Genomic DNA, 24726 nt, shown 5'->3' on the forward strand with positions numbered 1-24726 from the left:
TCCCGCATGTCGGCAATATCCGGACGCAAAACGCACCTCTCTTGCACGCGTTGAAAATGCGTCCATAATCTTTTAGTTACTTCCAGTCGTCTTCGAGGCCGAAACGGTCACGAAAGTAAGCCGATGCTACATGATCTCGTCGAGCAGTACGGGCCTGCTATCGTATTCGTCAATGTACTTGCCGCATCCATCGGGCTGCCCGTGCCCGCGATGCCCTCCCTCGTGCTATTCGGCGCGATGGCCGCGATGCATCCCGGTTCGGTCGGCGCGCAAGTGCTGCCTGTGCTGGTGCTCGCGGTGTTCGCCACGCTGATCGGCGACAGCGCGTGGTTCGCGGCGGGCCGCATCTACGGCGGCAACACGCTGAAAACGCTCTGCAAGCTGTCGCTGTCGCGCGACACCTGCGTGAAGAAGACCGAGCGCTTCTTCGGCCGCTGGGGCGTACGCGTGCTGGCCGTCGCGAAGTTCGTGCCGGGCCTGTCGATCGTCTCCATCCCGATGGCGGGCGCGATGGGCACGCCGTACCGCATGTTCCTCGCGTACGACAGCATCGGCGCGACCCTCTGGTCGGGTCTCGGCCTCGGGCTCGGCGTCGTGTTCGCGCAGCAGATCGACATGCTGTTCGCCGGCGCGAGCCGTCTGGGCAAGATGACGGCCGTGGTCGTCGTGGTGCTGCTGGCCACCTACTGCGCGTACCGCTGGTATCGGCGCCGTCAGCTGATCAAGAAGCTCGCCACGGCACGCATGGACGTCGACGAACTGTACGACCTGATGCTCGACAAGCGCACGCCCGTGCTGTTCGACATCCGCTCGGAGGAAAAGCGCGCGCTCGATCCGTTCGTGATTCCCGGCTCGGTATTCGCGGATGAGCGCCAGCTCGGGGAAATCGTCGCGAAGTATCCGCACGACCAGAAGCTCGTGATCTATTGCTCCTGCCCGAACGAAGTGTCGGCGGCGTGGATGGCGAAGCAATTGGCGGACGCCGGCTTCAAGGACGTGATTCCGTTGCGTGGTGGCCTCGATGCGTGGCGCGACGCGGGCCGCCAGCTCGAACCGCTCGCCGAAGAGGCCGAGCCGACGCTCGATATCGGCATCACGCCGAAGACAGTCTGAACCGACATTGGCTGCATGCCGCATCCGGCGCGCGGCAAAGCAAGGAGCAAAATCGATGGGTGTAACGCGAGAGGGTGAAGACGCTCAACGCGCCGCCGTCAACGAGGCGCCATTCTCGACGCTTTCGACGCGGCGTCACCAGATGTTTCCCATACTCACGCCCGAAGAAATCAAGCGGCTGTGCAGGTTCGGCGAACGGCAGGATTTCGAAGCGGGCGAGTTGCTGTGTCGCACGGGTAGCACCGGCCCTGGCATGTTCGTGTTGCTGAAGGGCTCGGTCAAAGTCTTTCAGCGCGACGGGCTCGGGCGCGAGATGCTCGTCAACGAACACCATCAGGGCTCGTTCCTCGCCGAAGTCGGCCAGTTGTCGGGCAAGCCGGCGCTCGTCGACGGCCTGGCGCTGGAACACGTCGAAGCGCTGCTGATCTCGCCGGAGCGGCTGCGCGCGCTGATCGTCGCGGAAGCCGAACTCGGCGAGCGCATCATGCGCGCACTGATTCTGCGCCGCGTCGGGCTGATCGAGCGCGGCGCGGGCGGGCCGATCATCGTCGGTCAGAGCAACGACCGGCGGCTGGTGTCGCTGCAAGGTTTCCTGTCGCGCAATGGTCATCCGCATACCGTGCTCGACGAACGCGATGAAGACGGGCTGCGCGTCATCGAACAGTTCGCGGCCGGTCCTGAGGACATGCCGCTCGTGATCTGCCCGGACGGTTCGGTGCTGCGCCATCCGAGCGACCCGGAACTGGCAACATGCCTCGGCCTGATCCCCGATCTCGACTCGGAGCACGTCTACGACGTGGCGATCGTCGGCGCGGGTCCGGCGGGGCTCGCGACGGCTGTGTACGCGGCCTCGGAAGGTTTGTCGGTGATCGTGCTCGACAGCCGCGCACCGGGCGGCCAGGCGGGCGCCAGTTCGCGCATCGAAAACTATCTCGGCTTTCCGACGGGCATTTCGGGCCAGGCGCTCGCGGGCCGCGCATTCGTGCAGGCGCAGAAGTTCGGCGCGCACGTCGCGATTCCCGTCAAGGTCAAGCATCTGCACTGCGAGGAGCGTCCGTACCGGCTCGAACTGCAATGTCAGGGCAGCATCCGCGCGCAGACGATCGTGATCGCCAGCGGCGCGGTGTATCGTCGGCCCGAGATCGACGGGCTCGACCGCTTCGACGGCCGTGGCATCTACTACTGGGCGTCGCCTGTCGAGGCGAAGCTGTGCAAGCGCGAGGAAATCGTGCTGGTCGGCGGCGGCAATTCGGCCGGTCAGGGCATCGTTTATCTGGCTTCGCATGCGAAGCACATTCACGTGCTGATCCGCCGCAGCGGCTTCGAGGCGACGATGTCGCGCTATCTGATCGACCGGATCGCGTCGCTGCCGAACGTCACCGTGTATCCGGGCTCGGAGATCGGCTGGCTCGAAGGCAGCGAAGGCGGGCTCGAGCAGGTCGGCCTGAAAAACCCATGCGCGGACGGGCGCGACTGCTTCGATTCACGGCATCTTTTCCTGTTCACGGGCGCCGATCCGAATACGGACTGGCTGCGCAGTTGCGGCGTCGAACTGGACAAGAAGGGCTTCGTGATTACGGGCGCGAACTCGGCGTGCGATCTGAACACGTCCGTCGAAGGCGTGTATGCGATCGGCGACGCGCGCGCGGGATCGACGAAGCGCGTGGCGGCTGCCGTCGGCGAAGGCGCACAGGTCGTCGCGCAGATCCACCAGATGCTCGCCCAGCTCGCGGGCGAAACGACCGTCGCGCTCGGCGCCTGATCCTTCCGACTTGCACCGGCCTGCGCGATTCGCCGCGCGGGCCGGTCGCATCTTCTTTTCCCCGCTCGGCAGCCTGCTTACTGGTTGTTACATAAGCCACCGTCTGCTTGCACCTGTGATGCTTTCTACTTCGTAAGATCAAGTCAGGTTTCAGTTAGCAATCGGCTTGGGACGGATGGAGAACAGCATGATCAAACGTGCGATGGTATTGGTGGCAATCGGACTCGCCGCTGCATGCGTATCGACGGCTGCGTCGGCGCATGTCGGCGTCGGCGTGTATCTGGGCGGACCTGTCTACGCGGCGCCGCCTGTCGTGTATGCGCCGCCTGTCGTCTACGCGCCGCCCCCTGTGGTCTACGCACCGCCGCCGCCCGTCTACTACGGCGGATATGGTGGTTACGGACCCCGCTATTGGGGAGGCGGTCCGCGTTGGCACGATCACGGCCGTCATCGCGGCTGGGAAGGACGTCATCACCACGGGCGCTGGTAACCGGCGACGCACTGCGACGACAAATGCCATCTGACGGTGCGTTTCCACCGATCACGCTACAGTAGCGACAAGTCCGGCATGGCACGACACCATGCCGCCCCTGGAACGGCGCGACTCGGGTTTCGCTCGACTGCTCGCCGTCCGGATCGCTACAACGCCGCTACGACGCCGACCGCGTGATCACACTGCCCCTGCCCGCCGCCCGCACCCTGCATCTGGCCGCTCAAGGCCTGCTCTTCCCACCGCGCCGCAAGGCGACCAAAGCCGATGTGCTCGACGCCATCCGGCACATGGCGCAATTGCAGATCGACACGATCCATGTCGTCGCGCGCAGTCCTTATCTCGTGCTGTTCAGCCGTCTTGGAGCGTATCAGCCGCAATGGCTCGACGAGCATCTCGCCGAGGGCAAACTCTTCGAATATTGGGCGCACGAAGCGTGTTTTCTTCCGATCGAGGACTACGGTCTGATGCGCCACCGGATGCTCGATCCAGGCGACATGGGCTGGAAATACGCCGCCGACTGGCACGCGCAGTACCGCGCCGAGATCGACGATCTGCTCGCGCATATCCGCGCGACGGGACCCGTACGCTCGGCGGATTTCGCGCGCGAAGCGGGCAAGAGCAATGGGTGGTGGGACTGGAAGCCGCAGAAGCGGCATCTGGAAGTGCTGTTCGCGATCGGCGAATTGATGGTCGCGGAGCGGCGCAATTTTCAGCGTGTCTACGACGTGACCGAGCGGGTGTTGCCGCATTGGAACGACAAGCGCCATCTGCAGCCCGTCGACGCCGTCGCGAAAGAACTGCTGCGGCGCAGTTGCCGCGCGCTGGGCGTCGTGCGTTCGGACTGGGTCGCGGACTACTACCGGATGCCGCGCCGCCCATACGCCGACGATCTCCATCAACTGGCGGACGAAGGTGAGCTGACGCCTGTGCGCGTCGAAGGATGGAAGCAGCCGACCTTCGTGCATCGCGACTTCGCGCCGATGATCGACGACGCGGCGAACGGCAAGATTGCATCGACGGTCACGACGCTGCTGTCGCCGTTCGATCCCGTCGTCTGGGACCGCAAGCGCGCCGCCGCTCTGTTCGACTTCGACTATGTGATCGAGTGCTACGTGCCCGCGCCGAAGCGCAAATACGGCTACTACGTGCTGCCCATTCTCAATCGCGGCAAGCTGATCGGTCGGGTCGATGCAAAAGCGCACCGCGCGAGCGGCGTGTTCGAACTGAAGGCGCTGCATCTGGAGCCGGGCGTGCGCGTGAGCGGCCGGCTGACGTCGGACTTGCGCCGCGCGCTGCAGCGTTGCGCCGACTGGCACGGCACGCCGCAATTGCAGATCACCTCGGCGCCCGACGAACTCAGGGCCGCGCTCGCCGCCGGCGACGAGTGAGCGCTATCTACGCGTTCAGTGCAACGCGGCCCACGCGAGCGACAACGAAAACATCCCGAGCACGATCGACGCCGCGCGCTGCATCTTCACCGGGTCGAGCCACGTGAGCTTGCCGCTGCCGAGCGCCGCGCCGAACGAAATCCACGCGAGCGCGATGGGCGCGAGCAGACACGCGAACAGCGACATCGCAAAGCCATAGGTTGCGAGGTGCTCGAACGCGATCGACGGGAAGATCGTGCCCGCGAACAGCAATGCCTTCGGATTGAGCAGCGTGGCGACGAACAGCGCGCGCGGCCCGTTCGCCGGTTGCGCCGAGTCGGGCAGCGCCACGGCTGCGCGCCACATGTCGACGGCCAGATACGCGATGTACAGTCCGCTCGCGATGCGCAGCACGGAAGGCAGCCACGGCAGCGTATGCGCCGCGTGCGCAAGAAAACGGCCCCACGCGGAAATCGACACGAGATAGCCGGCCAGCTCCGCGCCGATCAGCGGCAACGAGCGGCGCGCGCCCTGGCGCAGGCCAGCGGCGGCCAACAGCGTGTTGGTCGGGCCAGGCGTGATCAGCACGACGATGATGCCGAGCGCGAGCAGCGCGGTATCGGTAGGAGAAAGCATCAGGTGAAAACGGGCGAGTCGGAACGAGCGCCCTTTGTATCACAGTCGCGCGAAAGTGCCGAATTGTGTCAAGAAAACGCCCACATGCGGCGTACGCGAAAGCGCCGCCGCATGCAGCGCGACACACGTTCAGTGATCGAGTTTGACCCGCAATTCACGCGCCGTTTCGAGCAGACCTTCGTAGCCGGAACGCGCATGTTCCGGCAGGTCCGGGTCGCCGACCAGCGTGCCGAGCGTCTCGATCAGGCTATAGAGAATGCCGCGGGCCGCGCTCGCCGCGATGTTGCCCGACGACACCATTTCGTTCACATGCGATACGGCTGCGTCGAGATGTTCGAGGTCCGGCTGAACGCCAGTTTGCTGCTTGTCCGGATCTTCGGGCGTCATGATGAATCGTCGCTCCTGTTATGGCTCGTACACAAAGGGTTCTGTCGTTATATATATACCGATCGTGTGCAGCCGTCCATTCGCACAGACGGCATGCACTTACGGCATTTCTCATTCGACTGACGACGATCAAGCCAAGTTCACGCGACGTTCAGGGTATCCATCGATACATCAGGATTTTCGCGCGCGCATCGTCTTCGAGCAGCACGACATATTCGCCGTTGCCGCGCCGCACCGCGCTGATGCCGAGATACACGTCGACCCATCCCGTCGTGTTGCCGACCGCGGCGCCGGGCGTCATGTAGCCGACCATTTGCCCCGAGCGCGCGTCGTACACGTCGACCTTCGGCGTGTACAACTCGGAGACGAAGATATAGTTGCCCGCCACGGCGACGCCGACGGGCGTGATTTGCGGATTGCTGCTCGCATTCCACGGCAACGCGATCGTATAAACGGGTGTCGGCGAGCTTGAACTCCAGTTGTCGTAGCGTACGAGAATACGGCCCGCCTCCTTCCAGTGGGTCGCGTCCCACGGCAGGCTGCTCGTGTAGCCGGACACGTACATCGTGTCCGTTTCAGCGATATAGACGATGCGCGCGATGCGATTGAACGGCGCAGGCATCGGGAATGTCTTCGAGCTTGCGTACGTGTAGATCGGGTTGTCCGCGCTGTCGAAGCCCTGCAACGGCGTTTCGCGGATGCCGCTCGCGGGCGTCGCGAGCCATACATTGCCCGGCGTATCGACCCACCAGAAGCCGTTGCCGACGGTACTGCCCGTCGACGGATTGCCGGTGATCTCGCTTGCGTCGACGTGGCCGTCGCCGTTCGTATCGCGCCACATCCATTCGCCGTAGGTCGGTTGGCCGACGGGCCAGTCGCCCGGCAGCGGATTCTGCGCGAACAGGCCCGATGGAATCGCCACTTCGTCATGCGCGGCGTCGAAGCGATAGACATTCAGGTAATGCGCGCCCGGATCGAGTGTGTACAGATACGGCTTGCCGTTGATCCGCCGCACCATCGGCTCGCCGCGCACGCCGCGTGGCTGGTGGAACGTCGGGTCGTCGGGGAAATCGAAACGGTTGAGTGTGAAACCCGCGTACTTCCCTTCGCGGCCAGGCGGCTGCGCATAGTCCATCATGAAGCGCTTGGAGCCGGTGTAGACGATGTTCGGCGTCGCGGGATCGAAGGCCGCGCTGTCGACGAACGTGAGCCCTTGCAGCCGCCAGTTGAAGCCGCGTGTCGCGTATCGGTAGCTTTCCAGCACCGCGCCCTGTCCGACTGTCGCCGACGCGAGCGGACGCGGCCCTTCGCCGTTCTGCGCGACGTAGAAATTGCCCGCCTGATCGAAGCCGATGCCCGTGATGCCGTTGAAGCGCCAGTTGCCGGGCGTGCCCTTCGGTTCGTGGAAGATGCCGTAAAGCGTGCCGAGCGCGCCCGTCAATCGGGTCGCGCCGCTTGCCGCCCTGTCATAGACGAGGACCTGCTGCTTCGGGCCGTTATCGGCGACGAGAATCTGTCCCGCAGGCGAAATGGCGATGTCCGTCGGCACGGTGCCGGCAGGCAACGCGAGCGTGCCCGCCAATGGCGCGCCCGTCGAGGAATAGTGCAGCACGCTCACGCTGCCCGTGCCGAAGCCGCTCATCAACCAGATGGTCGAGTCGGTATCGATCGCGATGCGTCCCGGCGCCGCGACATTCCACGAGCGCAGACGTCGCATCGTGTTTGCGTCGAACACGACGATCTGGTTGCCGTAGGTATCCGACGCATACAGTTCGGTGTCCGTCGCCGCGAGGCCGCGAATGCCCGCATCGGTGCCTGTCGCTACGGCATTCACTCGCAGAAAGCTGTTCTTCGTCGCGTTTGCGCTATTGCCAATGCCGCTGTCGAACGGCACACCGACCGCGATGTTCGCAAGCGAGCGGCGCGTGATGCCGAACCACGTCTGCCCGCTCGGCGGATAATCCGCGCCGACCAGCCCATTGTTCTGATTGCCGATCGACATCGCCGCGTAGACGTAAGCTTGATTCGACGCAATCGCGTCGCCGCCCGCCGCGCCCCAGCCGTGCGTCGCGCCGGCAACTGCAATTTTGTCGCCATTTTTATAGGCGGCAATTTCGCTTCCGCTTTCGTCCCATGGCGAATTGGTGAATACCGTTCCATCCGGCGCAACGTTAATCGCCTGAATGTCCTGCTGCATCCATTTGCCGTCGCCGAATCCGAAACTATTGCCTATCCACGACGTGGTGTAGGTCAATTGCGATTGCGCAGCAGCGCCGAGGGGAATCAGGCTGCCGAGCACGAAAAGCGTGGCAGCAAGGCGGGTCGAGACTTTCACGGTCGTGTCCTTGCGAGAAGCAAAACGTTAACAAATGCAGATAAAGCGTTTCATCGATGTGCTTATCGAAGCGCATTTGCCATTCCGTACGAATTAATATCCAATTCGCATGGAATAGATTTATTGTGCTTGTTATCTTCTCAAATCAGAGCGCGACCGTTTCTCCTTAAATAATTCGTTTAGCGATTTTTTCCGCTTTTATTCGAATCGAATTGGCATTAGCTTGAAGAATCACGCAGCGCGCGCACGTCGCACGAACAGACGCTGCGTGACGCCGAACGCGACGAGATTGCCCGCCACCACCAATACGAGTCCGACGACAGCAAGCGCCGACCATCGATAGCCTTCGAACACCGTCGACACAGCCAGCGCGACGAACGGAAACAGCACCGTGCAATACGCGGCGCGCTCGGGCCCGATGCGCCCGACCAGCATCAGATACGCGGTAAAGCCGATCACCGAGCCGGGCACCGCGAGATAGACGAGCGCACCGAGATAGCGCGCGTCCGTCTCCAGCGCGAACGGCAGGCCGGCGGCGAGACTGCCGACCGTCAGCACACTCGCGCCGATCAGCATCGCCCAGCTGTTGGTGACGATGGGATGCAGACCCATCGACTGCATGCGGCTAGACAGCAGATTGCCCGCCGAAAAGCACATCGTCCCCGCGAACGCGACGGCAAGACCGAGCCACGCGGCGTGATCGCCGAGATGCCCGGCCATCTGCTGCAACGACAGGCACACGATGCCCGCCAGCCCGAGCACCGCACCGACAATGGCCGTCGGCTGCAACGGGCGGCCCATGAAAAGCCGTCCGTTGAGCGAGTTCAGAAGCGGCGCGGTCGAAAACACGACCGCCACGAGACCGCTAGGCACGACGCTTTCTGCGTAATAGAAACACAGGAAGTTCACGCAAAACAGCGCGAGACCCTGCGCGACGAGAAAACGCCACGCTGCGCGCGGCGGCCACATCGGGCGACGCATGATTTTCAGCAGCGCGAACAGCACGATGGCGGCGAGCAAGAAGCGGCACGCAATCGAGACGGACATCGGCACGACGCCGAGCTGCCACTTGATCGCGATCCACGTCGTGCCCCAGATGAGCACGGTCACAACATAAAGAAACAGATTCATTGCAATAGGGCCACACAATACGAGTTGGCCCGACTATGCGCCTGCGCACGTCCGTTCGATTGTCCAGAATTGCGCACTTTTGGCATATCGCAGGGAGCGAAATGCGTGCTGGCCGTATACTGGCTGCAGGCACTTAGTCTCTGCGTCTCCTTTTCGTTTCGCCGCATCCACGTGAACACACCGCTCATCCCCACGACCGACCCAGCCGCTCCGCCGTTCGGCCTGCATTCGGTCTGCAAGACGCTGAGCGACTCCAATGCGACACTCGAACGCTTCGCGTGGCTGGGCGATCAGCTCGCCGTCGCGATCTGGACGCGCGAAACGAAGGAAGCCGAGACGATCTACGCGCAGCCTGGCCATCACACGCTGTCGTGCTATCTGGACGGCGGCTATCGCACCGAGCGCCAGAAGCTGCCGGGGCGCTATGGCGCGCCGAGCCGCCTGTGCGCGCTGCCCGGCGATCACGAATCGCGCTGGTGGGTACGCGGCCACATGCATTTCATGCATCTGTATTTCCTGCCCGAGCACTTCACGCAGCGCGCGATCCGTGAACTGGACCGCGAGCCGCGCGAACTGACGCTTGCCGACCGCACGTACTTCGAGGACGAGCACATTGCGACGCTCTGCCAGTCGCTCGCCAACGACGCGTGGGACGACGCCGACGGCCGTCTGCGCGCCAACGAAACATCGCATGAAATCCTGAGCCTGCTGCTGCGCTCGCAGGGCGTGAACCGTGCGGATGCGGTGCTCAAGGGCGGTCTTGCCGTCGCGACGCGCCGCCGGTTGCGCGAGTACATCGACCAGAATCTGACGCAGCCGTTGACGCTCGGCGAACTGGCCGCCGTCGCGAATCTCTCCGAATTCCATCTTGCGCGGATGTTCCGCGCATCGTTCGGCCTGCCGCCGCATGCGTGGATTGCGCAGCAGCGACTCGAACGCGCGCGCACGCTGCTGCGCACGACAGCGTTGCCGCTCGTCGATATCGCGACGCAATGCGGCTACGCGAACGCGAGCCACTTCAGCCACCGGTTCCGTCAGGGCGTCGGTGTGTCGCCCGCCGCCTGGCGCCAGGCGCTGCGCGCCGGCTGACATTTCGCGCCTGCGTTACGTCCGGTTCGGGCGTACGCTGTTCTCCCATCCTCCATGTGCTGTCGCGACGCGGATCTTCGCGTGAACGCGTTCGCCCTCGCTCCGCTGCGTCATGGACTTCGTTTGTCTATTTGAGACAAATAGTCTACACTCGACAGCAATCAACCTGCGCCGCGAACGTCTGACCAGCCGCGCCCTAGCCACTGCTTTCACACGAGGACAGAACTCATGCAAATCAGGGAATTTGGAGTCGAACGCTGGATGGATCTCTACGAGAACCAATGCGAGTTGAACCTTGCGGAAACGTGCGTCGAATCGCTGACGGTCGGCGAACTGCTGAAGATCGCAGGCAAGGAAGACGCGCTACTCGGCGAGATTCTGCCGATGAAGCTGACGTATGGCGCGATCGACGGTACTGAGCGTTTGCGCAGCAATGTCGCGTCGCTGTATGAGAAGCAGGGCGTGCCGAATGTGCTAATTACGCACGGGGCGATCAGCGCGAATGCGCTGGTGTACGAAACGCTCGTCGAACCTGGCGATCATGTGATTTCTGTGCTGCCCACGTATCAGCAGCATTATTCGATTCCCGAGAGTTACGGCGCAAAGGTCGACATTTTGCGTTTGCGTGAGGAAAACGGCTTTCTGCCTGATCTGGATGAATTGAGGCGAATGGTCACGCCGACCACGCGCGTCATCGCGATCAACAATCCGAATAACCCGACGGGCTCGCTGATGGACCGCGAGTTTCTCGTGGAGATTGCGGGGATTGCGCGTTCGTGCGGTGCTTATGTGCTGAACGATGAGGTGTATCGCGGTACGGATCAGGAAGGGACCGGCTTTACTGCGTCAATTGCGGATGTGTATGAGAAGGGTATCAGCACGGGCAGCATGTCGAAGACTTGGTCGTTGGCTGGTTTGCGGGTGGGTTGGATTGTCGCGCCTGTTGAACTGCTTCAGCGCGTCAGGACGCATCGGGACTACAACACGATTAGTGTTGGGATGTTGAATGATCTGCTGGCTTCTATCGCGCTGGAAAATCGCAAGGCGATTCTGGAACGTAATCACGGGATTTTGCGGACTAATCTCGCGGTGCTGGATGCGTGGATTGCTAAGGAGCCTTTGCTTTCTTATGTGAAGCCGAAGTCCGGGACGACTGCTCTTGTGAAGGTTAATGTTGATATGACTTCGCGGGAGTTTTGCGTCTCTTTGCTTGAGAAGACTGGGGTGATGTTTACGCCTGGCAGCGCGCTGGATGTTGAAGGGTATGTTCGGATTGGGTACACGAATAGTCGTGAGGTGCTGGTGGCGGGGCTCGCTAAGGTGTCGGAGTTTTTGCGCGTACGCGCAGGGTGATTTTTTGCACGTTCGCGGGGCGGGCAGTTTGGTGTTTTTTGCCTTTGCGCTGGCATCCGCGTATTGCCTTTCGTGCTTCAAGCGTCGCCCCTGTTTTTTTGTCTGCGACGCTATGTGGCTTGCTTTGGCTTTGCGCTGGCATCCGCGCGTTGCCTTCGTGCTTCAAGGGTCGCCCCTGTGCGGGGCGGCACCTACTTTTCTTTGCCGCCGCAAAGAAAAGTAGGCAAAAGAAAGCGGCTAACACCGCCAGATATTCTTCCTGCCTGAGGGCCCCCCACCGGTCCCACGCTTCACACGGCAACCACGTGACTCATGTTCGTTGCCAGCGCTCTTGCGGTGCGCCTCACCCGCTTCGCGCGCCCGCGTCGCAGCGTGCCGCGCCGGATATTCCACCGCCGCCCAGGTGGCAAACTGTGTGTAGGCCGTAGCACCTCACACGCCTCACTTCGGACCGATAGTACACGCGTCCCACCCTGTAAGAGCGCCAACTTATACGACGCGACAACCTACACACAGTTTGCCACCTGGGCTGCAGAAACCATTCGCTGCCGCTAGCTCTTGTTCGGGTGTTTGAAGTGGGTGAGGCGCTCATTCGAAGCGTTGGCAACGAACGCGAACAGAAATGCTGCCGTGTGAAGCGCGGGACCGGTTGGGGGCCCTCAGGCAAGAAGAAATGTTGGCGGTGTTAGCCGCTTTCTTTTGCCTACTTTTCTTTGCGGCGGCAAAGAAAAGTAGGTGCCGCCCCGCACAGGGGCAACGCTTGAAACACGAAGGCAAAGCGCGGATGCCAGCGAAAAGAAAAAACACCAAACGGCATACGCAGCAAACACCGCATCGCGGATGCCAGCGAAAAACCAAAACCACCACCCATCGTCGCAGACGAAAAAAAACCACTACCTCAAAGCCCGCACCAGAACCCGCGCAACGTGCATCGCCCTAACCCCTGCCCCATCAAAAATCTGATGCCGACAACTAGTCCCATCCGCAACCATCAAAGTACGAGCATCGATCGCACGCGCCGCAGGCAACAATGACAACTCACCCATGGCCATCGAAGCCTCATAATGCTCCACCTCATACCCAAAACTCCCAGCCATCCCGCAACACGACGATTCAACGGTCGATACCTTCAACTCGGGAATCCACTTCAACACAGTCTGCACAGGCGAAAAAACATCAAAAGCCTTCTGATGACAATGCCCATGCACCAAAGCCTGGCTCGCGTCGTCAAGCGGCTTCAAATCGAGCTTCAACCGACCAGCCTTGTGCTCACGCACAAGAAACTCTTCAAATAGCATCGCGAGTTTAGACAGACGCTCTGCCTCTTCCCCAAAACCATACTGAAGAAACTCATCCCGCAACGACAGCAAACAAGAAGGCTCCAACCCAACAACAGGCACACCACGCTCGACAAAAGGTCTGAACGCATCGAGCATCCGGCGGGCCTCGTGCTTCGCCTCATCGACGAGCCCTGCCGCGAGGAAAGTTCTTCCACAACAAAGCGGACGCTCGCCCTCAACCGTATTGAAGTGCACGGTATAACCAGCCGCTTCAAGCACCTGTTGCGCAGCGCGTGCATTCTCCGGCTCGATGCTGTTGTTAAACGTATCGACGAATAACAGCACTTCTTTTTGCGCGCTCTGCGCACTCAACGAAGCAGCCTTCACATATCCACTACTCAAAAAAGGCTTCACAAACCGCGGCAACGACCTCTGCGGCGCAAATCCCAACGCCCGCTTGAACCATGGCATATCAGCCGCAAACGAAAACACGCCCGGCATGCGAGCCGCCATCGCCACATAACGCGGCATAAACGCGATCATCTTTTCCCGCAAACGCAAGCCATTCTTCCGCGTCCACGCAGCGCGCGCTTCGATCTTGAACTTCGCCATATCGATGCCCGTCGGGCAGTCGCGCTTGCAGCCCTTACACGAGACGCACAGATCAAGCGTGTCCTTCACGTCCTGGCTAGCAAGCCCTTCATCACCCAACTGCCCCGACAGCGCAAGCCGCAACGTATTCGCCCGTCCGCGCGTCACATGCTGCTCGTCCTTCGTCACGCGATAGCTCGGGCACATCGTCCCCGCATCGAACTTGCGGCAATGGCCGTTGTTGTTGCACATCTCGACGGCCTTCGCGAGACCGCCCGCCAGATCGTTGCCCGTGCCACGCGCAGTCTCCACGCCCGTCATCGGATCGCGCTCCACATTCCAGGTCGACCAGTCGAGCGCAGGCGTCAACGACTGGGCCTTGTAGCCGGGAGCGAAGCGAAAGTTACTCGCATCGTCCATCTTCGGCGGACGCACGATCTTGTCCGGGTTCATCCGGTTGTTCGGATCGAACAGCGCCTTGATCTCGCTGAACGCCCGGTTGATGCGCGGACCGTACTGCCACGCAACCCATTCGCCGCGACACAAGCCGTCGCCATGTTCACCGGAATACGCGCCCTTGTATTCGCGCACCAGCGCCGCCGCTTCTTCGGCAATAGCGCGCATCTTCGTCGCGCCGTCGCGGCGCATATCGAGAATCGGCCGCACGTGCAGCGTGCCGACGCTCGCGTGCGCGTACCACGTCCCTTCCGTGCCGTTGCGATGAAACACCTCGGTCAGCCGGCTCGTGTATTCAGCAAGATGTTCTAAAGGCACCGCGCAATCTTCGATGAACGACACAGGCTTGCCGTCACCCTTCATGCTCATCATGATGTTCAGGCCCGCCTTGCGCACTTCCCACAGCGCCTTCTGCTCGCCTGCGTCAGGCATCTGCACGACCGAGTCAGGCAGACCGAGATCGGCCATCAGTTCGGTGAGTTGCTTGAGCGACGCGAATTGTTCGTCGCGGTTCTCGCCTGCAAACTCGACAAGCAGAATCGCCTCGGGCCTGCCGACCAGCGCCTTCTCGATCACCGGCCGGAACGCAGGATTGCTCATCGCGAGATCGATCATCGTGCGATCGACCAGTTCGACGGCAACGGGCTTGAGCTTGACGATGTGTTGCGTCAGGTCCATCGCCTGCCAGAACGTCGGGAAGTTCACGACGCCCAGCGCCTTATGCGCAGGCAGCGGCACGAGCTTCAGCGTCAACTGGCGGCTGAACGCGAGCGTCCCTTCGGAGCCGACCAGCAGATGCGCGAGATTGGCGAAGCCATCGTCGGTATAGGCGCGCGGATTCTGACAATCGAACAGATCGATGTTGTAGCCCGCCACGCGACGCAACACTTTCGGTACCTGCGCGACGATCTCATCGCGTTCGCGCAACGCTATCGCCTTCACATCTTCGACAATCTGCTGCAGACGCGCGCCCTGCGGCGCATCGCGCAGCGAAGCGAAATGCGCTTGCGTGCCGTCCGCGAGAATCGCGTCGATCGCGTCGACGTTGTGAACCATGTTGCCGTATTCGATCGATCGCGAACCGCACGAATTGTTGCCCGCCATCCCGCCAATCGTGCATTGCGCCGCCGTCGAAACATCGACAGGGAACCACAAACCATGCGGCTTCAGCCACGCATTCAGGTGATCGAGCACGATGCCAGGCTCGACCGTCACCGTGCGCTTTTCCTTGTCGAACGCGATGACCTGATTGAGCCATTTACTGGTGTCGATCACGAGCGCTTCACCGACCGTCTGCCCGCACTGGCTCGAACCCGCGCCGCGCGCGAGCAGCGGCACGCGTTCGCTGCGTGCAACGTCGAGCGCGACGAGCAGATCATCCTGATCGCGCGGCACGACCACGCCGATGGGCATGATCTGATAGATGGATGCATCCGTCGAATAGCGTCCACGGCTTGCGGCATCGAACAGTACATCGCCGCGCAATTCCTTGCGCAGGCGGTTCGCAAGCGGCGTGCTCAGGCGCGCCGACGACGGCACGAGGTGAATCGGCTTGACCAGCAGAGAATCGGCGTTCGACATGTGCTTCGGCCTATAAAAAGCGAGGCGTGTAGTACGAAACTATTCGAGCGTGACGCTGACGGGCGCGAGCCCATCGATCTGCCCACGCGCAGTGCCCGCATGCTGCGGAAAGAACATGCCCGTATACGAACCCGTCGTGACGATCATATCGGGCGTCACCGCAATGCGATGATGCTGCGTGCAGTGATTGACCAGCCACGTCAGTAGGCGCCGCGGATCGCCGCACGGATTTGAAGGCGTCGCCTTCACGACGTCCTGCCCTTCGAACGTGAAGCCCAGCGCGGGCGCAACGAACGGAAAATCGCGCCGGTACTTCGTGAACTCGCCGACGATCAACGCGCCGTGATTCTGCAAGTCCGCGAGTTGCGCGAGCTTGTCGACGTTCGGCCACTGCGCGAAGCGGCTCGCAACGATTTCGATGGTCGCGGCCATCGAATCGATTGCATCGAGCACTTCGACCTCGTGATACGCGTTGGCCGACGGCTCGAAATGCCGCCCGAAGCGAAACGCGATTTCCAGTTCGAGGCCCAGCGGCGTGTAATGCGCACGAGGCAGTCGTGCGCCGTCCGCATGCAAATCGGTAGAAGGCAATGGCGCGCCCTGAATCGCGCCTTCGGCGGATTTAGCGCCAATCTTCCAGCCGCCGATCCGCGCGCCGCGCATCGCCAGCAACTCGTGCTGGATCGCGTAGGCGGCGCCCATGTCGGCGGGAATCAGTTCGGGCGACAGCGACGCGAGCGTCGTGTGATCGGCGCGTGCGTCGGCAAGTTGTTGAGTCAGCATGGTCATTCAAACGTTAGCGAGGCTCACGCGTTGAAGCGCGTGGCGGGTTGTGCACTCGGCTCTGCGCCGGTTTCGAAACGGCTTTCGGGTTGCATGCGGAACGCAAGCACGACGCCGATCGCCATCAGCAGCATGCTGCCCGCGAACGGCAACTCCCAACTGCCGAACGTATCGATCAGATAACCCGACAGCACGGGCGAAATGATCGCCGCGAGCGCCGAGCCCGTATTCATCATGCCGCTTGCCGTGCCCGAGTATTCAGGAGCGATGTCCATCGGGATCGCCCACATCGGACCGATCGTCATTTCGGCGAAGAAGAAGCCCGCCGACAGACACACCATCGATACATAAAGATTGTGCGTGAGCATCAGCGGCACAAGCGACGCGAGCGTGAGCAGCATGCAGATCGACACCATCCAGCTGCGCGCGCGCCTGAGATTGCCCGTGCGCTCGAAGACCTTGTCGGTAACGATGCCGCCCAACGTGTCGCCGATCACGCCCGCGAAGAACACCGCCGAAGCGAATATCGCCGACTTCTTCAGGTCGAGTTGATAGCTGTGCAGAAAGTACTGCGGAATCCAGCTCAGGAACAGCCACAACGTCCAGCCATAACAGAAGTACACAATGGTCACGGGCGCCATGCGCTTGAAGAGCGCTTTCCACGGCACGTTCGCCATCTTCGCTTTGGGCGGCGGCAAGAAGTCGAGTTCTTCCTGCGTGATGCGGCGATGCTCTTTCGGATACTCGGTGAACGTCATCGCCCAGACGACGACCCACAGCAGACTGAACGCGCCGCAGATATAAAACGACTCGCGCCAGCCCCATGTCGTCATCACCAGCACGATCACGCCGGGCGCAACGGCATTGCCGATGCGCGCCGCTGCGTGTGTGATGCCTTGCGCGAAGCCGCGCTTTTCTTTCGCGACCCAGCGCGACATCGCGGCCGTCGCGGCCGGAAACGTTGCGCCTTCGCCGAAGCCGAGCAGCACGCGTGCAAACAGCAGCGAGACGAGACCGCCCGCGAAACCCGTCAGCAGCGTTGCGAGCGCCCAGATCGCGCCGCACGCAATCAGCGTGCGCTTCGCGCCGAAACGGTCGCTCACCCAGCCGCCGATGATCTGAAACACGAGATACGGATACGCAAAGGCCGAGAAAACCAGGCCGATTTCCGTATGCGAAAGATGAAACTCCTTGCCGAAGCCCGCCGCCGCCGTGCTGACGTTGACGCGGTCAAGGTAGGTGATGAAGTACATGATGCATAGCATCAGTAGAACGATACTGGTCGCACTGGTTACACGAAACCGCTTCATCGTCTGTCTCCGTTGCTGCCGGACGGGGCATTCACACGGCGTGTTCGGCCTTCATGCCGCGCGAGCCGCCGTCCGCAGGGTCTGCCGTTGGCGTTGGTCGCGTTTGTGGTTCGCTTGCGTCTTTGTCTTTCTGTTCGCTGCTGTGCGTCGCGCCGGCCGGGCGCGTGGGTGCTTCGAGGATTGCGTCTGAGATGAAGGAAGCAACGTGTCGCCGTTTGCGCTTCCTTCGTCGTCTGGTTATCGGCAGCTTATGCGGTTGCTTAAGTGGCCAATCAAGCGGCTGCTTTGAGCTTCGTTGCGTTCGGCTGCGACATCAGGAACTCCATCGCAGCAGGCAGGCCGCTCGCCGCGACAGGCACGCCCGCGATCTGCAAGCCCATTTCGACGCCTGAAAGCGTCGCCATCAGCGTGAGGTCGTTGCAGTCGCCAAGATGGCCGATGCGGAACATGCGCCCTTTCATCTTGCCAAGGCCCGTGCCAAGTGACATGTCGAAGCGTTCGTAAATGACTTTGCGCACGGCATCGGCATCGACGCCATCGGGCATCATCACGCCCGTCAGCACCGGGCTATATACGGACGGATCGGCGCATTGAATCTCGAGGCCCCATGCGCGCACCGCACGGCGGCAGGCTTCGGCGAGACGATCGTGCCGCGCGAACACGTTGTCGAGCCCTTCGCCGAGAATCATGTCGAGCGCCTCGTACAGCCCATACAGCAGGTTCGTATTGGGCGTGTACGGCCAGTAGCCGCTCTTGTTCATTTCGATGATTTCGGTCCAGTCCCAGAACGCGCGCGGCAGCTTCGCCTGCTTGCCCGCTTCGATCGCCTTTGGCGACACGGCGTTGAAGCTGATGCCGGGCGGCAGCATCAAGCCCTTCTGCGAACCCGACACGGTGACGTCGACGCCCCATTCGTCATGACGATAATCGGCGCACGCAAGGCCCGAGATCGTATCGACGAGCAGCAGCGCCGGATGGCCCGCTGCGTCGATCGCGCGGCGCACGGCCGCGATGTCGGACGTGACGCCCGTCGACGTTTCGTTATGCACGACGCACACGGCCTTGATCGCGTGCTGCGTGTCCTCGCGCAGCCGCGCTTCGATCATTTGCGGCTGCACGCCGCGCCGCCAGCCTTCGATACCCGGCAAGCCCAGAAACTCCGGCTTCAGACCGAGGTTCTCGGCCATCTTCTTCCACAGCGTCGCGAAGTGGCCCGTCTCGAACATCAGCACGTGATCGCCGGGACTCAGCGTGTTCGACAGCGCCGCTTCCCACGCGCCCGTGCCCGATGCGGGATAGATCACAACGGGCTGCTGCGTCTTGAAGATCTTCTTGATGCCGTCCAGCACTTTCAGGCCCAGCGCGCCGAATTCCGGGCCGCGATGGTCGATGGTCGGATAGCTCATCGCCCGCAAGATGCGGTCGGGCACCGGGCTCGGACCCGGAATCTGCAAAAAGTGGCGGCCTGCGGGATGAAAGTCGAGTTTCAGCATCGGTCTATCTCCTCGATTGAATTTTGCATGCAAAAAACTATAACAAACGATTCGTGACAATCCCAAGGCGGTGTTTACCCTCGCAGTCAGCTGGAGGGTTGCATGCTTTAAAATCGGTGCAAATCGTGCTTGAGGATTTTTGTATGCAAAATTCGGACATTGATGCAGGCCTGACACCGCCTCCCCTGATGCCGAAGGTCGAACGCCAGCGTTTGCACGACACGGTGGTCGAACACATCCGGCGCTTCATCGTCGAAGGCACGCTGGAGCCGGGCAAGAAACTGAACGAACGCGAACTGTGCGAAACGCTCGGTATTTCGCGCACGCCGTTGCGCGAGGCGCTCAAAGTGCTCGCGGCGGAAGGTCTGATCGATATCGAGCCGAATCGCGGCGCGTCGGTGTCGAAGATGTCGGAAGCGGAATTGCGCGAGACGTTCGAGCTGATGAGCGGGCTCGAAGCGTTTTCCGGCGAGCTTGCGGCGGAACGCATGACGGCCGTCGAACTCACCGAGATCAAGGCGCTGCACTACGCGATGCTCGCGTGCCGCGCGCAGAACGATCTGGCCGGTTACTACAGCCGTAATCAGGCGATTCACGACAAGATCAACGAGGCCGCGCGCAACTCGGCGCTGCGTCAGACGTATATCGCTGTGAACCGCCGCCTGCAGGCGCTGCGCTTTCGCTCGAACTTCCAGATTCCGAAGTGGGACAGCGCGATCCACGATCACGATGAGATGCTCAAAGCGCTGGAAGCGCGCGACGGCAAGCGTCTGAGCGCGATCTTGCGGCAGCACTTGCTCGACAAACGTGATGCGGTGTTGCAGGTGCAGTCGCGCGAAGATGCGGCGGCTGCGAAACTGAAGGCTTAAAAGCAAAACGCACGGCTCGATGCCGTGCGTTTTTTCTATCGCATCACCGACGCGTCACGCGCCAGCGCTCCCCGTATGGTCCTTCTGACGCAGCGATTGCGGCAGGCCGTACAGAATGATCAACGCGCAGACCAGGCTCAACCCGCCGATCACATACAGCGCGGGCGTCGTGCTGCCCGTCACGTCGCGCACGCGGCCCACCATCACCGGGCTGACGATCCCGCCCAACTGACCCAGCGTATTGATCAGCGCGATACCGCCCGCAGCGCCCGCGCCCGTCACGAGCTTCGGCGGCAGCGCCCAGAACGCGGGAATCGAAGCGATCACGCCTGCGCCGAGCACGGCAAGTGCGACGACGAGCATCACCGTCTGCTTGTCGAAGAAGCCCGCAGCAAAGAAACCGACAGCCGCCATCACGAGCAGTCCGCTCACGAACTTGCGGCGCTCGCCCGACGCATCCGACAAACGGCCCACGATCACCATGCAGATCGCGCCGCAGATATAAGGCACGGCCGTCAGCAGACCGATGATCGTCGGGTTTTGCGTACCTGCGACACGGATCAGATGCGGTGCCCAAAAATTCAGGCCATAAGAAGCGATCTGAATCAGGAAGTAAATCAGGCCGAGCGTAAGAAAGCCGGGCGTGCGGATCGCGCCGAGCAGCGAGTTGCCATGCGTGGTCGGCTGCGCCTGTTGCGCGATCTGGCTCGACAGATACGTCTTCTCGGCAGGCGACAGCCAGCCCGCGTCTTCGATGCGATCCTTCAACACCTTGAGCACGAGAATACCGAGCACGATACAAGGCAAGCCGCCGAGCAGGAACAGCCAATGCCAGCCGCGAATGCCGAACACGCCGTCCATCTGACCGAGCACGAGACCCGAGAGCGGCGCGCCGACGAGACCCGAGAATGCCGACGCGAGAAACAGCAGCGACGTGACGCGTCCGCGATAGCTCGCCGGAAACCACAGCGTCAGATAATAGAGCACGCCGGGTGCAAAACCCGCTTCCATCGCGCCGATCACGAAACGCAGGCCGTAGAACTGCCATTCGTTCTGGACGAACACCATCGCGGCCGTCGCGAGACCCCATGAAATCATGATCCGCGCGATCCACCTGCGCGCGCCGACCTTGTACAGCAGCATGTTGCTCGGCACTTCGAACAGCACGTAGCCGATCACGAAGAGACTCGCGCCGAGGCCGTATGCCGTATCCGAAAAGCCGAGATCGCTTTGCAGCTGGAACTTCGCGAAGCTGATGTTGATGCGGTCGAAGAACGCGAACAGATAGCAGATCATGATGAGCGGCATGAGCCGCCATGTGACCTTCTTGATGATGTCGGCCGCGGCCGCTAGTTTGTCGTCACGGCTGCCCGCCGCGACTGCGCCTGGTGTGCTCATGGTTGTCTCCTTGTTGGCCGGATTCGTCGTCCGGTCGTCGGTGTTGTTCAGTCGGGTGATGTTCAGATAGCGCGCACGTAATCGGGTACGGGATGCACGTCGCAATTGCGGCCCGCTTTCATCAGTTGGCCTGGCACGTCATGACCGAGCAATGCAGGCAGCGTGCGCGACAGCGCGATCAGCTTCGGCAGATCGATGCCTGTCGGAATGCCGATCTCGTCGCACAGGTTGACGAGATCTTCCGTGCAGATGTTGCCCGATGCGCCCGGCGCGAACGGACAGCCGCCCAGGCCGCCGAGCGCCGCGTCGAAACGGCGCGCGCCGGCTTCATACGCGGCCAGCACGTTCGCGAGACCGAGGCCGCGCGTGTTGTGGAAGTGCAGCGTGAGCGCTTCGGCGGGCACGCGTTGCAGCACGCGCTTGACGAGCCGCGCGACCTGGCGCGGATTCGCCATGCCCGTCGTATCGGCGAGCGTGATGCCGTCGATGCCCATTTCACGGTACGTATCGACAATCGACACGACGCGGTCTTCGTCGATCTTCCCTTCGAACGGGCAACCGAACGCCGTCGCCACCGTCGCATTCAACGACACGGGGAAATGCTTCGCGAGCCGCACGATATCGCCGAATGCGACCAGCGACGCTTCGCAGCTCATCCGCATGTTCGCGCGGTTGTGCGTCTGGCTCGCGGACATGACGAGATTCAGCTCATCCGCATGTGCGTTCAGCGCGCGCTCGGCGCCCTTCACGTTCGGCACCAGCGCGACGAAGACCACGCCTGCGCGGCGCTGGATCTGCGTGAATACCGCTTCGCCGTCACGCAACGCGGGAATCGCTTTCGGCGAGACGAACGAGCCCGCCTCGATGCGCGTAAAGCCCGCTGTCGACAACTGATCGATCAGCGCGATCTTGTCGGCCGTTTCGACCCATGTCGGTTCGATCTGCAAGCCGTCGCGCGGCGCGACTTCCTGCACGATCAGCTTGTCGAATGTTTCGCATTCGAAGTTCATTGCACGGCTCCTTCGCGGCGCAGCCGCTCGATTTCGCTTTGCTCATAGCCGAGATCGGCGAGCACGCTCGACGTATGCTCGCCGAGCGTCGGACCTTGCCAGTGCACTTCGCCCGGTGTCTCCGACAGCTTCGGCACGATGCCCGGCATCCTCACCGACGCGCCGCCCGGCAAATCGGCCTTCAGCAACATCTCGCGCGCCTGATAATGCGGATCGGCGACGATGTCGGCCACCGAATAGATGCGGCCCGACGGCACTTCGGCGCGTTCGAGCGCGGCCAGCACGTCGTCTATCGATTGATGCGAGGTCCATGCGGTGATCGCGGCATCGAGCATCGCGCTTTGCGCGACGCGGCCGTCGTTACGAGCCAGCGCGGGATCGTCGGCGAGATCGGCACGGCCGATCACATGCATCAGGCGCTTGAAGATCGGATCGCTATTGCCTGCGATCACGACAAAGCCGCCATCTTCCGTGCGATACGTGTTCGACGGCGCGATGCCCGGCAGCGCGCCGCCGCTGCGCTCGCGCACATGGCCGAGCAGATCGTATTCGGGCACGAGGCTTTCCATCAGGTTGAACACGCTTTCGACAAGCGACACGTCCACGACCTGTCCATCGCCCTGCCCCGTCTTTACGCGCAGCAGCGACATCAGCGCGCCGATCACGCCATGCAGCGAAGCGAGCGAATCGCCGAGGCTCACGCCGACGCGAGCGGGCGCGCCATCGACATCGCCCGTCGTATAGCGGATGCCGCCCATTGCTTCGCCGATCGCGCCGAAGCCGGGGCGATCGCGATACGGGCCCGTCTGGCCATAGCCCGAGATGCGGACCATCGTGAGCTTGGGGTTGATTGCGTGCAGCACGTCCCAGCCGAGGCCGAGCTTTTCGAGCGCGCCGGGGCGCAGGTTTTCGATGACGACGTCGGCATCGGCGGCCAGACGTTTGACGACGTCGGCGCCTTCTTGCGACTTGAGATTCACGCAGATCGACTTCTTGTTGCGCGATTGCAGATACCACCAGAGCGAGGTGCCTTCATGCAGCTTGCGCCATTTGCGCAGCGGGTCGCCCGTTTCGGGTGCTTCGATCTTGATGACTTCGGCGCCGAACTCGGCGAGCAGGCGCGCGGCGAACGGCGCTGCGATCAGCGTGCCGATTTCGACGACGCGAATACCCTGTAACGGACCACTCATGATGCTGTCTCCAATCTTGTTTCAGGTTGGAGACAAGGTTAGAAGGGGCGCCGCCAGAGCGTCCAACCGCATTTCGCCAAGGACCGTTCGCGATCCGCGAACGCTCGGCGCTAAGCCTTGCCGGATAAGGCTTCCACGGAACTCAGATGGTCGAACAGCAGTCTCGCGACGGGCGACAGACGCGCCGAATCGCGCGTCACGATGATGAGGCTGCGCTCGGACCATTCGTCTTCGAGCGCGACGGACACGAGGCCCAACGGCCGCCCCATGATGCGATACACGTTCACGGGCAGCACGCCGACGCCCATGCCCGCCTGCACCATCCGGCACACGGCGTCGAAGCCCGGCACGTGAATGCGCAGCTTCAGCGCCTTGCCCGCCTGGCGCGCGGCCATATGCGTGCGCGCGTTGATCGAACTGGCCGAATGCAGGCCGACGTGATCGCTGTCGAGCGTTTCCTCGAACGCGACGCTCGCGCGGCCGGCGAGCGGATGGTCGTCGCGCATCACGACGCACAGCGTGTCGTGCCGGTAATGCGTCACTTCGAGGCCGCGCGCATCCGCTTCGCCGGAACAGATGCCGAGATCGGCGAGACTGTCGGCGACTGCCTCGACCACGCCGCCGCTTGGCCGCTCTTCGAGATCGATCTTCACGCGGTCGTTGACGGCCAGAAACGCGCGCAAATCCTCGGGCAAGAACTCGACGATCGCGGACAGGTTCGCCATCATCCGTACATACCCGCGCACGCCGCTCGCGTGGCCCGCGAGTTCGATGCCGATGTTCTCGATGCCGCGCATCACACGGCGCGCGTGATGCAGCAGCGTTTCGCCCGCGGGCGTAAGCGTCATGCCGCGCGCGTTGCGCTGAAACAGCGTCGCGCCGACGGCCTGCTCCAGTTCGAGCAGCCGCTTGCTCGCTGCGGAGACGGCGATGGCCTCGCGTTCCGCGGCGCGCGTCAGCGTGCCTTCCTCATAAACGGCGATGAACAGTTGCAGCGTGGTGAGGTCGAGGCGGCGAAGCAGGTTCTTAAGGACCATGGCGGCAGTCGGATCGTACTGACAGAATATTCGCAATTGTGCGTCAAATGTCGTCCGGGTGC

General features: G+C 62.3%; 19 protein-coding genes. 7 read left to right on the plus strand and 12 right to left on the minus strand.

Annotation, left to right across the window (positions count from 1 at the left end):
* Positions 1-123: 123 nt before the first annotated feature.
* The 4 genes from C2L64_RS32460 (at position 124) to C2L64_RS32475 (ending at position 4756) form a co-directional block, all read left to right on the plus strand.
* A complete protein-coding gene (locus tag C2L64_RS32460) occupies positions 124-1113 on the plus strand; it encodes a DedA family protein/thiosulfate sulfurtransferase GlpE (protein ID WP_007587733.1) in 990 nt (329 codons plus the stop codon).
* Between the two features lie 55 nt (positions 1114-1168).
* Positions 1169-2875, plus strand: coding sequence for an FAD-dependent oxidoreductase (locus tag C2L64_RS32465; RefSeq protein WP_007587738.1), 1707 nt, complete (start codon positions 1169-1171; stop codon positions 2873-2875).
* 187 nt (positions 2876-3062) lie between these two features.
* Entirely contained in the window at positions 3063-3365 is a 303-nt protein-coding gene (locus C2L64_RS32470; protein WP_007587740.1) for a hypothetical protein, read from the plus strand.
* A gap of 176 nt (positions 3366-3541) precedes the next feature.
* Entirely contained in the window at positions 3542-4756 is a 1215-nt protein-coding gene (locus C2L64_RS32475) for a winged helix-turn-helix domain-containing protein (protein WP_007587742.1), read from the plus strand.
* 15 nt (positions 4757-4771) lie between these two features.
* Here C2L64_RS32475 and C2L64_RS32480 read toward each other — a convergent pair whose 3' ends face one another.
* From C2L64_RS32480 to C2L64_RS32495, 4 genes are all read right to left on the minus strand, one after another.
* Entirely contained in the window at positions 4772-5371 is a 600-nt protein-coding gene (locus tag C2L64_RS32480; protein ID WP_007587748.1) for a LysE family translocator, read from the minus strand.
* A gap of 129 nt (positions 5372-5500) precedes the next feature.
* The gene (locus C2L64_RS32485) at positions 5501-5758 is read right to left on the minus strand and encodes a hypothetical protein (RefSeq protein WP_007587749.1); all 258 of its coding nucleotides are present in this window, start codon (positions 5756-5758) and stop codon (positions 5501-5503) included.
* Between the two features lie 151 nt (positions 5759-5909).
* Complete coding sequence (locus tag C2L64_RS32490) at positions 5910-8093, minus strand: NHL repeat-containing protein (RefSeq protein WP_007587750.1); 2184 nt, start codon at positions 8091-8093, stop codon at positions 5910-5912.
* 231 nt (positions 8094-8324) lie between these two features.
* A complete protein-coding gene (locus C2L64_RS32495) occupies positions 8325-9224 on the minus strand; it encodes a DMT family transporter (protein ID WP_007587753.1) in 900 nt (299 codons plus the stop codon).
* A 165-nt stretch (positions 9225-9389) separates the two neighbouring features.
* Here C2L64_RS32495 and C2L64_RS32500 point away from each other — a divergent pair, with 165 nt between their 5' ends.
* On the plus strand, positions 9390-10313 hold the full coding sequence (locus C2L64_RS32500) for a helix-turn-helix domain-containing protein (RefSeq protein WP_242681747.1): 924 nt from the start codon (positions 9390-9392) through the stop codon (positions 10311-10313).
* Positions 10314-10541: 228 nt separating this feature from the next.
* Positions 10542-11666, plus strand: coding sequence for an aminotransferase (locus C2L64_RS32505; RefSeq protein WP_007587755.1), 1125 nt, complete (start codon positions 10542-10544; stop codon positions 11664-11666).
* A gap of 893 nt (positions 11667-12559) precedes the next feature.
* Here C2L64_RS32505 and C2L64_RS32510 read toward each other — a convergent pair.
* From C2L64_RS32510 to C2L64_RS32525, 4 genes are all read right to left on the minus strand, one after another.
* Positions 12560-15574, minus strand: a complete 3015-nt coding sequence (locus C2L64_RS32510; protein ID WP_007587756.1) for an FAD-binding and (Fe-S)-binding domain-containing protein — start codon at positions 15572-15574, stop codon at positions 12560-12562.
* Between the two features lie 39 nt (positions 15575-15613).
* A complete protein-coding gene (locus tag C2L64_RS32515) occupies positions 15614-16363 on the minus strand; it encodes a 2-keto-4-pentenoate hydratase (protein WP_007587757.1) in 750 nt (249 codons plus the stop codon).
* Between the two features lie 17 nt (positions 16364-16380).
* Positions 16381-17667, minus strand: a complete 1287-nt coding sequence (locus C2L64_RS32520) for an MFS transporter (RefSeq protein WP_007587759.1) — start codon at positions 17665-17667, stop codon at positions 16381-16383.
* 272 nt (positions 17668-17939) lie between these two features.
* On the minus strand, positions 17940-19160 hold the full coding sequence (locus C2L64_RS32525; RefSeq protein ID WP_007587761.1) for a pyridoxal-phosphate-dependent aminotransferase family protein: 1221 nt from the start codon (positions 19158-19160) through the stop codon (positions 17940-17942).
* Between the two features lie 143 nt (positions 19161-19303).
* Between C2L64_RS32525 and C2L64_RS32530 the strand changes: the two genes are divergently transcribed.
* Complete coding sequence (locus C2L64_RS32530; RefSeq protein ID WP_007587762.1) at positions 19304-20029, plus strand: GntR family transcriptional regulator; 726 nt, start codon at positions 19304-19306, stop codon at positions 20027-20029.
* Positions 20030-20083: 54 nt separating this feature from the next.
* On the opposite strand, the gene C2L64_RS32535 is transcribed toward C2L64_RS32530, so the two are convergent.
* The 4 genes from C2L64_RS32535 to C2L64_RS32550 form a co-directional block, all read right to left on the minus strand.
* Positions 20084-21427, minus strand: a complete 1344-nt coding sequence (locus C2L64_RS32535; RefSeq protein WP_007587766.1) for an MFS transporter — start codon at positions 21425-21427, stop codon at positions 20084-20086.
* Between the two features lie 62 nt (positions 21428-21489).
* Positions 21490-22437, minus strand: a complete 948-nt coding sequence (locus tag C2L64_RS32540) for a hydroxymethylglutaryl-CoA lyase (protein WP_007587767.1) — start codon at positions 22435-22437, stop codon at positions 21490-21492.
* Positions 22434-23627: a CaiB/BaiF CoA transferase family protein gene (locus C2L64_RS32545; protein ID WP_007587769.1), complete on the minus strand. Its 1194-nt coding sequence runs from the start codon at positions 23625-23627 to the stop codon at positions 22434-22436. The genes C2L64_RS32540 and C2L64_RS32545 overlap by 4 nt, the downstream gene beginning before the upstream one ends.
* 110 nt (positions 23628-23737) lie before the next feature.
* A complete protein-coding gene (locus C2L64_RS32550; protein WP_007587770.1) occupies positions 23738-24664 on the minus strand; it encodes a LysR family transcriptional regulator in 927 nt (308 codons plus the stop codon).
* Positions 24665-24726 lie beyond the last annotated feature (62 nt).

This window comes from Paraburkholderia hospita (assembly GCF_002902965.1).
GTDB lineage: Bacteria > Pseudomonadota > Gammaproteobacteria > Burkholderiales > Burkholderiaceae > Paraburkholderia > Paraburkholderia hospita.

Coding starts and splice junctions, on each gene's coding strand:
- C2L64_RS32485 (WP_007587749.1), bottom strand. CDS start 5,758: ATGACGCCCGAAGATCCGGACAAGCAGCAAACTGGCGTTCAGCCGGAC.
- C2L64_RS32540 (WP_007587767.1), bottom strand. CDS start 22,437: ATGAACTTCGAATGCGAAACATTCGACAAGCTGATCGTGCAGGAAGTC.
- C2L64_RS32480 (WP_007587748.1), bottom strand. CDS start 5,371: ATGCTTTCTCCTACCGATACCGCGCTGCTCGCGCTCGGCATCATCGTC.
- C2L64_RS32460 (WP_007587733.1), top strand. CDS start 124: ATGCTACATGATCTCGTCGAGCAGTACGGGCCTGCTATCGTATTCGTC.
- C2L64_RS32550 (WP_007587770.1), bottom strand. CDS start 24,664: ATGGTCCTTAAGAACCTGCTTCGCCGCCTCGACCTCACCACGCTGCAA.
- C2L64_RS32520 (WP_007587759.1), bottom strand. CDS start 17,667: ATGAAGCGGTTTCGTGTAACCAGTGCGACCAGTATCGTTCTACTGATG.
- C2L64_RS32465 (WP_007587738.1), top strand. CDS start 1,169: ATGGGTGTAACGCGAGAGGGTGAAGACGCTCAACGCGCCGCCGTCAAC.
- C2L64_RS32535 (WP_007587766.1), bottom strand. CDS start 21,427: ATGAGCACACCAGGCGCAGTCGCGGCGGGCAGCCGTGACGACAAACTA.
- C2L64_RS32510 (WP_007587756.1), bottom strand. CDS start 15,574: ATGTCGAACGCCGATTCTCTGCTGGTCAAGCCGATTCACCTCGTGCCG.
- C2L64_RS32525 (WP_007587761.1), bottom strand. CDS start 19,160: ATGCTGAAACTCGACTTTCATCCCGCAGGCCGCCACTTTTTGCAGATT.
- C2L64_RS32470 (WP_007587740.1), top strand. CDS start 3,063: ATGATCAAACGTGCGATGGTATTGGTGGCAATCGGACTCGCCGCTGCA.
- C2L64_RS32505 (WP_007587755.1), top strand. CDS start 10,542: ATGCAAATCAGGGAATTTGGAGTCGAACGCTGGATGGATCTCTACGAG.
- C2L64_RS32545 (WP_007587769.1), bottom strand. CDS start 23,627: ATGAGTGGTCCGTTACAGGGTATTCGCGTCGTCGAAATCGGCACGCTG.
- C2L64_RS32495 (WP_007587753.1), bottom strand. CDS start 9,224: ATGAATCTGTTTCTTTATGTTGTGACCGTGCTCATCTGGGGCACGACG.
- C2L64_RS32515 (WP_007587757.1), bottom strand. CDS start 16,363: ATGACCATGCTGACTCAACAACTTGCCGACGCACGCGCCGATCACACG.
- C2L64_RS32530 (WP_007587762.1), top strand. CDS start 19,304: ATGCAAAATTCGGACATTGATGCAGGCCTGACACCGCCTCCCCTGATG.